Consider the following 6,839-nt stretch of genomic DNA (forward strand, 5'->3'; position numbering starts at 1 on the left):
CTTTCCATGTTCGCATATTAGCGCTTGCGAATGTGTATTGTTTTTGTGTGGATGTTCCGTGCCGCTTCATGATCTTGCCAGCCAGACGGGACAAGGTGGGAGCCGTTGAACAAGCGAAATCCACATCGGGTAGCTGAACCGTTCGACGTTGCGCGCAGCGCAGACAGGCTTTCAAGGCTCGGCCCACATCCGCAGCAGATTATGGTAGTTCGCGGTCAGCGCCATCAGCGCTGCGTTGTCGCCCAGCTGCAGGCGCAGGCTGGAGATCGCCGCGTCCATGTCGAACAGCAGCCGGCGCTTGCCATCGTCGCGGATCATGCTTTGCACCCAGAAGAAGGAGGCCAGCCGCGCGCCGGCGGTGACCGGCTCTACCCGGTGCAGGCTGGTGGACGGGTAGAGCACCATGTCGCCGGCGTCCAGCTTGACGCTGTGGCAGCCGTAAGTGTCTTCGATCACCAGTTCGCCGCCCTCGTATTCGTCCGGGCGGCTGAAGAACAGGGTGCAGGACACATCGGTGCGCACCCAGCCGTTGTCAAAGGGGTGGCGTCGCACCGCGTTGTCCACGTGGCTGCCGAAGTCCATGCCGGCCTGGTAGCGGTTGAACAGCGGCGGGAAGATCTTGGCCGGCAGCGCGGCGGAGAAGAACAGGCCGTTGCGTTGCAGCGCGCCTTCCACCATGGCCTGCAGTTGTTGGGCTTCCGGCAGCTGCTGCGGCAGTTGCTGATTGCGTTTGACCTGGGCGGACTGACTGCCGGCGGTGATGCGGCCATCGGCCCAGTCGGCGCGGGCCAGCAGTTCGCGTCCCCGTGCCAGTTCTTCGGCGCTCAGTACCGTGGGGATGTGCAATAACATGAGGTCTCCAGCGGCAGTTCATCGGATGAATGGAGAGGAATGAGAAAGCGGCGCGAAATAGCGGCCGGGTAGGCGGCTGCGCGCTGGCGTGATGGGACGCGGGTCTCGCGTCTACGGCGGCTCAGGCCTGTTGGGGCCGGCCGGCAGAGTCCTCAAGCAAGCCATTGGGCAGGGCTTGCGTGACGGCTCTGCGGCGAGCGGCCGGCGGGCGCCGGCCTGCTCGCAAGGGGGACTTACGGCGCTTCGGTGGCGAAGCCTATCTTGCTGATGCCGCCCTGCTGGGCGCTGGCCAGGGTCTTGGCCACCGCTTCGTAGCGCACGCTCTTGTCGGCGAACAGATGCAGCTCCACTTGCGGGTTGTCGCGCGCGGCGGCGGCGAAGCGGGCGTCCAGCTCGCCTTCCGGCACTTTGACGTCGTTCCAGAACACCGAGCCGGCGGCGTCTATGGCCAGGCGGATTTCCTTGGGCTGGCTTTGCTGCGCGGCGGCGCTGGCCTGCGGCAGGTCCAGCTTGACGGTATTGGTCAGCAGCGGGGTGGTGATGATGAACACCACCAGCAGCACCAGCATCACGTCCACCAGCGGCGTGGTGTTGATGTCCGCCATCGGCGCGGAGGCGCCTTTGTCGAAACTACCGAAGGCCATCGATTTCTCCGGACTGTGTCAGCAATTGGGCGTGCAGATCGTGGGCGAAGTAGTCCATGTCCTGCGCCATGATGCGCTGCATGCGGGTCAGGGCGTTGTAGGCCAGCACCGCCGGGATGGCGGCGGCCAGGCCGGCGGCGGTGGCCACCAGCGCTTCGCCGATCGGGCCGGCCACCGCGGCGATGGTGACTTGGCCGGCGGCGCCGATGTTCACCAGCGCGTGGTAAATGCCCCATACCGTGCCGAACAGGCCGATGAAGGGCGCGGTGGAGCCCACCGAGGCCAGCATGGTCATGCCGGTTTCCTGCTTGCCGTTTTCCTGGGCCAGGCCCTTGCGGATGGCGCGGGTCAGGAATTCATCCAGATCGCAGCTCTGGCCCAGCGGGCGCTCCGCCTGGCTGCGGTAGTGGCGCAGCGCGGCCAGTCCCTGGCGAGTGAGGTTGGCGAAGGGCGCGCGCGAATCCTGCAACTGGGCTTCCGCCTGCTTCCAGTCCGGGGCGTCCCACAGCGCGGTTTCTGCCTGTTTGTTGGCGCGGCGGATGTGCCAGGTGCTGACGCCGCGAACCAGGATCAGGTACCAGGTGAGCACCGACATCAGGACCAGGATCATGAACACCGTGACCAGCACGGCGTCCCCTTGTTGGAATACAGTCATTAGATTCATGATTTGCCAGACTTCAAAGAAAATTCAACGGGAACGATAAAGGTGTAGGCGATGGCTTCAGCGCCGCGCTTGGCCGGCGTGAAGGTCCAGCGCTTCACCGCCGCCACGGCGGCGCGGTCCAGCCGCGGGAAGCCGCTGCTGGTGGCCAGCGCCACGTCCAGCGGCTGGCCTTGGGCGGACACGTGCACGCGCAGCTGCACGGTGCCGGTTTCGCCTTCTTCTATGGACAAGGCCGGGTAGGCCGGCTTGGGGTTGTTCAGATAGCCGCCGCGGTACATCGGTTCGGTGACCGAGGGCTTGGCATTGACCGACTGGCCGTGCGAGCTGCCGCCCTCGGCGGAGCTGGCCGCCGGGCTGGGCTTGCTTTCCGCCGCCGGCGCGGCGCTGGGCACGCTGATGGCCTTAGGGCTGGGCGCGGCCGTTTCCGTGGCCATCACCTTGGGTTTGACCGGAGCGGGCTTGGGCGTCGGCGTGGGCTTGACCTGCGGCGTCGGTTTTTTCTCGGGCTTGGCCTGCTGCTTGGGCGCAGCCGGCGCGGCGGCCTGGCTGGGCGCGGCCAGGCTGATCATTTCCATGCTGGCGATGCGCGGCAGCGTGATCGGCTGCTGCATGGCCACCATGCCGCCCATCAGCGCGAAGGCCAGGGCGTGCAGGCCCACCGTGCTGGAGAGCGCCGAGTAACGGAGGATTCGCTGGTTCATGCGGTGATGATAATACAAACTATTCTCATTATCCAAGCGGAAAGCAAGGCTGGCTTGATGTCGATCACATCAAAAAATGCATGAGGGGGAAGAGGCTCCGCAAGCGGCCAGGGCGGCGGCGCGCCCGCGCGGCCCGGCGCTTGCAATCTGTGCTTTCGCCTGCATATCTTGCTGTATTGGCCACGGCGGCGTGCCGGTGGCGACCTCATTCTGGAATACAAAACATGCAACAGTTCGACGGAACCACCATCGTCTCCATCCGCCGCGGCAAGCGCGTGGCGCTGGGCGGGGATGGCCAGGTGACCCTGGGCAATATCGTGATCAAGGCTTCGGCGCGCAAGGTGCGCAAGCTGCACGGCGGCAAGGTGCTGGCGGGCTTTGCCGGCGGCACCGCCGACGCCTTCACCCTGATCGAGCGTTTTGAGGCCAAGCTGCAGAAGCATCAGGGCAATCTGCTGGTGTCTGCGGTGGAACTGGCCAAGGACTGGCGCACCGATCGCATGCTGCGCCGGCTCGAAGCGATGCTGATCGTCGCCGACAAGGACAGCACCCTGATCATCACCGGCAACGGCGACGTGTTGGAACCGGAGCAGGGCATCGCCGCCATCGGCTCCGGCGGCGCCTACGCCCAGGCCGCTGCGCGCGCGCTGTTCGACAACACCGATCTGGCGCCGGAAGTGGTGGTGAAGAAATCGCTGGAGATCGCCGGCGACATCTGCATCTACACCAATCACAACCATGTGATCGAACTGCTGGACGACGCCGAAGAGCCGGCGGCCAACTGAGCCGCCCCGTCCGTCCGATTCAAGAATCAAATCGCCGGAAGCGCCGCTTCCGGCTGGAGAATGTCATGACGCAAATGACCCCGCAGGAAATCGTCCACGAGCTGGACCAGCACATCATCGGCCAGAACGCGGCCAAGCGCGCGGTGGCGGTGGCGCTGCGCAATCGCTGGCGCCGCCAGCAGGTGGCCGAGCCGCTGCGCAGCGAGATCACTCCCAAGAACATCCTGATGATAGGCCCCACCGGCGTGGGCAAGACCGAGATCGCCCGCCGCCTGGCCAAGCTGTCCGGCGCGCCCTTCATCAAGATAGAAGCCACCAAGTTCACCGAGGTGGGCTATGTCGGCCGCGATGTCGACACCATCATCCGCGACCTGGTGGAAGTGGCGATCAAGGACACCCGCGACGCCGCCATCAAGCGTAACCGCCCGCGCGCGGAAGACGCGGCGGAAGACCGCATCCTGGACGTGCTGCTGCCGCGTCCGCGTCAGCAGGCCGGCTTCTTCGGCGGCGAGCCGGAGGCGGAAGCCAAGCCGGAAGACGGCGCCACCCGCCAGAAATTCCGCAAGATGCTGCGCGAAGGCGCGCTGGACGATAAAGAGATCGAAATCGAAGTGGCCGCGCCGATGGCGCAGATGAATGTGATGGCGCCGCCGGGGATGGAAGACTTCGCCAGCCAGCTGCAAGGCATGTTCCAGGGCATGGGTTCCGGCAAGAAGCAGACGGCCAAGATAAAGGTGACCGAGGCGCGCAAGCTGCTGATAGACGAGGAAGCCGCCAAACTGGTCAATGACGAGGAACTGCGCGCCGAAGCGCTGAAGAACGTCGAGCAGAACGGCATCGTGTTCCTGGACGAGATCGACAAGGTCACCAGCCGCAGCGAAGGCCAGGGCGGCGCCGACGTGTCGCGCGCCGGCGTGCAGCGCGACCTGCTGCCGTTGGTGGAAGGCACCACCGTGTCCACCAAGTACGGCATGGTCAAGACCGACCACATCCTGTTCATCGCCTCCGGCGCCTTCCAGTTGTCCAAGCCGTCGGACCTGATCCCGGAGCTGCAAGGCCGCCTGCCCATCCGCGTCGAACTGTCTTCGCTGACCGTGGACGACTTCAAGGCCATCCTCACCAGCACCAACGCCTGCCTGACCCGCCAGTACCAGGCGCTGATGGCGACCGAGGGCGTGGAACTGGAGTTCGTCGACAGCGGCATCCAGCGTCTGGCCGAGATCGCTTGGCAGGTCAACGAGAAAACCGAGAACATCGGCGCGCGTCGTCTCTATACCGTGATGGAGAAGCTGCTGGAAGAAGTGGCTTTCGACGCCAAGGCCGGCCGCTGCGAGATCGATGCCGCCTATGTGGACAGCAAGCTGGAGCAAGTGGCCGAGCGCGAAGATCTGGCGCGTTACGTGCTCTGATCCACTCCTTATATATAGCAACGCAAACGGCGGCCCTGGGCCGCCGTTCTTGCATCCGCCTCAGCGCAGCTCACAGGCCTCCTTGGCGGGAGGCGCGGGAGCCAAATCGCGGAATGCCTCCGGATGCTGCCGCCAATACCAATCCTTCACCGTCTCGTGGTCCAGTTCCAGAAAAGTCTTCAAGCCAGGCAGCAGCAGCATCGGCACCACGGTGGCCAAATGCAGCAGCGCGAAAATCAGGTAAACCCGCTCCAGCGGCAGCACATGCAGCATCGCGCCGGCCAGCGCCGGGCCCAACATCGAGCCTATCTTCACCAGCATCACATTGATGGCGGAAAAGCGCGCGCGGTAATTCTCCGGCACCGCCAGCGTGCGGTGGGTCTGACCAATCAGCTGGTTCAGCGCGAACATCAGCCCCATCACCGCGAAACAGGCCAGGATCAGCCAAGGGTTGTCGCTGACCGCCACCACCAGCATCAAGACGCCACAGACCAGCATGCCTATGGTGCGCGCCTGATAGCGACTGAAGCGGCGCAGCAGCACATGGGTGAACCAGAGCGAGCCTAGCAGCATGCCGGCGCTGATCGCCGCCTCACAGCCGCCCAGCCAGGCGGCGGACAAGCCCAGCGCGTGTAGCTTGACCGGCAGCAAGGTGGTCACCAGCGGCATGAAGGCCACCAGGGTGATGAATACCGCCAAGGTCCAATAGCGTTCCAAAGGAATGCGCCAGCGCGCGTACAGGCCGCTGCGGATATCGTCCAGCCAGGGGCTGCGGACGGCGCCAGTCGCGCGCGGCGGCACGCGCACATATAAGGAAGCCGCGGCCGCCACCACCAGCAAGAAGGCATAGGCCAGTAGGGTCAGGGTGGGCGAGGTCGCCGCCATTAGGCCACCGCCCAAGACCGGGCCGATCAGATTGCCCGCCGACTGCGAGCTTTTCTGCAAGGACAGCGCATCGCCCAGCCTGGCCGCCGGCACCATCTCGGCGGCGATGCTGAGCATGGACGGCAGCACGATGGACCAGGCCAGCATCGCCAGCGACTCCACCGCGATCACCGAGCCGATGTGATACCAGCCCATTGCCGCCATCAGCGCCAACAACAGGGCGCTTAACATCGCCAGCAGCATGCCGCCGCCAATCAGCCGGTTCTTGGGCAGGCGGTCGCCCAGCGGCGCGGTCAGCGGGAGCGACAGCAACATCACCAGCGCGGTGACCGATCCGAACCAGGCCATGTCGCGCGCGCCGCCGGACTGCACCACCCACCAGCTGATGGCGACGTAACCGGCGCCCATCGCCAGCCCGCTCAACACATCGCTCAGCATCAAGGCGTAAAACGGCGTGGGCAAGCCTTCCAATCGTTGACGCAAGGTTTGCTGCATGGCGGTCTCCTGGGCGGTGGTATGCTCTCAGCTTAACAATTAATGCCTAAGTCATAAAGTCTGCCCCGAATAATTTGCCGAAAAGCGGTTTTTTCAGAAAAACACCAGAAAACCCAGCCATTTTTTCAGCTTATCTGCGGACGACAATGAGCTGGGAGGCCCGGTTTTCCTGGCTCTGCAAAAGTTCTTGTAAAATTGGGATCAGGTGATTTTTATTGAAATCATGGGTTTACGGATTAATATCTGAAAAACTCCATCTTTTTTCAAAATAGGTGTTGACGGAGCAAGGGCTGTAACGTATATTTCACCTCCTCAGCAGACAACGCAGCGACGGAAACGAAACGCAGCGGCTGCACTGATCTTTAACAGAACGAATAACCGATAGGTGTAAGTGCTCGGTCGAT

General features: G+C 64.0%; 7 protein-coding genes. 2 read left to right on the forward strand and 5 right to left on the reverse strand.

Annotated elements, in window-relative coordinates; genetic code table 11:
- Positions 1 to 171: 171 nt before the first annotated feature.
- The 4 genes from ACE3QM_RS14370 to ACE3QM_RS14385 form a co-directional block, all read right to left on the reverse strand.
- Positions 172 to 852: a Fe2+-dependent dioxygenase gene (locus tag ACE3QM_RS14370; protein ID WP_374422812.1), complete on the reverse strand. Its 681-nt coding sequence runs from the start codon at positions 850 to 852 to the stop codon at positions 172 to 174.
- A 233-nt stretch (positions 853 to 1,085) separates the two neighbouring features.
- Positions 1,086 to 1,496, reverse strand: coding sequence for a biopolymer transporter ExbD (locus ACE3QM_RS14375; protein WP_048410168.1), 411 nt, complete (start codon positions 1,494 to 1,496; stop codon positions 1,086 to 1,088).
- On the reverse strand, positions 1,483 to 2,160 hold the full coding sequence (locus tag ACE3QM_RS14380; RefSeq protein ID WP_048410169.1) for a MotA/TolQ/ExbB proton channel family protein: 678 nt from the start codon (positions 2,158 to 2,160) through the stop codon (positions 1,483 to 1,485). Before ACE3QM_RS14380 ends, ACE3QM_RS14375 begins: the two co-directional genes overlap by 14 nt.
- Positions 2,157 to 2,861 carry an energy transducer TonB gene (locus ACE3QM_RS14385; protein ID WP_374422815.1) on the reverse strand — a complete coding sequence of 235 codons (705 nt, stop codon included), beginning with the start codon at positions 2,859 to 2,861 and terminating at the stop codon, positions 2,157 to 2,159. The genes ACE3QM_RS14380 and ACE3QM_RS14385 overlap by 4 nt, the downstream gene beginning before the upstream one ends.
- Before the next feature lie 224 nt (positions 2,862 to 3,085).
- On the opposite strand from ACE3QM_RS14385, the gene hslV reads away from it, so the two are divergent.
- Complete coding sequence (hslV, locus tag ACE3QM_RS14390) at positions 3,086 to 3,646, forward strand: ATP-dependent protease subunit HslV (protein WP_048410170.1); 561 nt, start codon at positions 3,086 to 3,088, stop codon at positions 3,644 to 3,646.
- Positions 3,647 to 3,711: 65 nt separating this feature from the next.
- Positions 3,712 to 5,055: an ATP-dependent protease ATPase subunit HslU gene (gene hslU / locus ACE3QM_RS14395; RefSeq protein ID WP_231465030.1), complete on the forward strand. Its 1,344-nt coding sequence runs from the start codon at positions 3,712 to 3,714 to the stop codon at positions 5,053 to 5,055.
- A gap of 60 nt (positions 5,056 to 5,115) precedes the next feature.
- Here hslU and ACE3QM_RS14400 read toward each other — a convergent pair whose 3' ends face one another.
- Positions 5,116 to 6,435 carry an MFS transporter gene (locus tag ACE3QM_RS14400; protein ID WP_374422818.1) on the reverse strand — a complete coding sequence of 440 codons (1,320 nt, stop codon included), beginning with the start codon at positions 6,433 to 6,435 and terminating at the stop codon, positions 5,116 to 5,118.
- Positions 6,436 to 6,839: the final 404 nt, after the last annotated feature.

This window comes from Chromobacterium sp., assembly GCF_041912965.1.
Classification (GTDB): Bacteria; Pseudomonadota; Gammaproteobacteria; order Burkholderiales; family Chromobacteriaceae; genus Chromobacterium; species Chromobacterium aquaticum.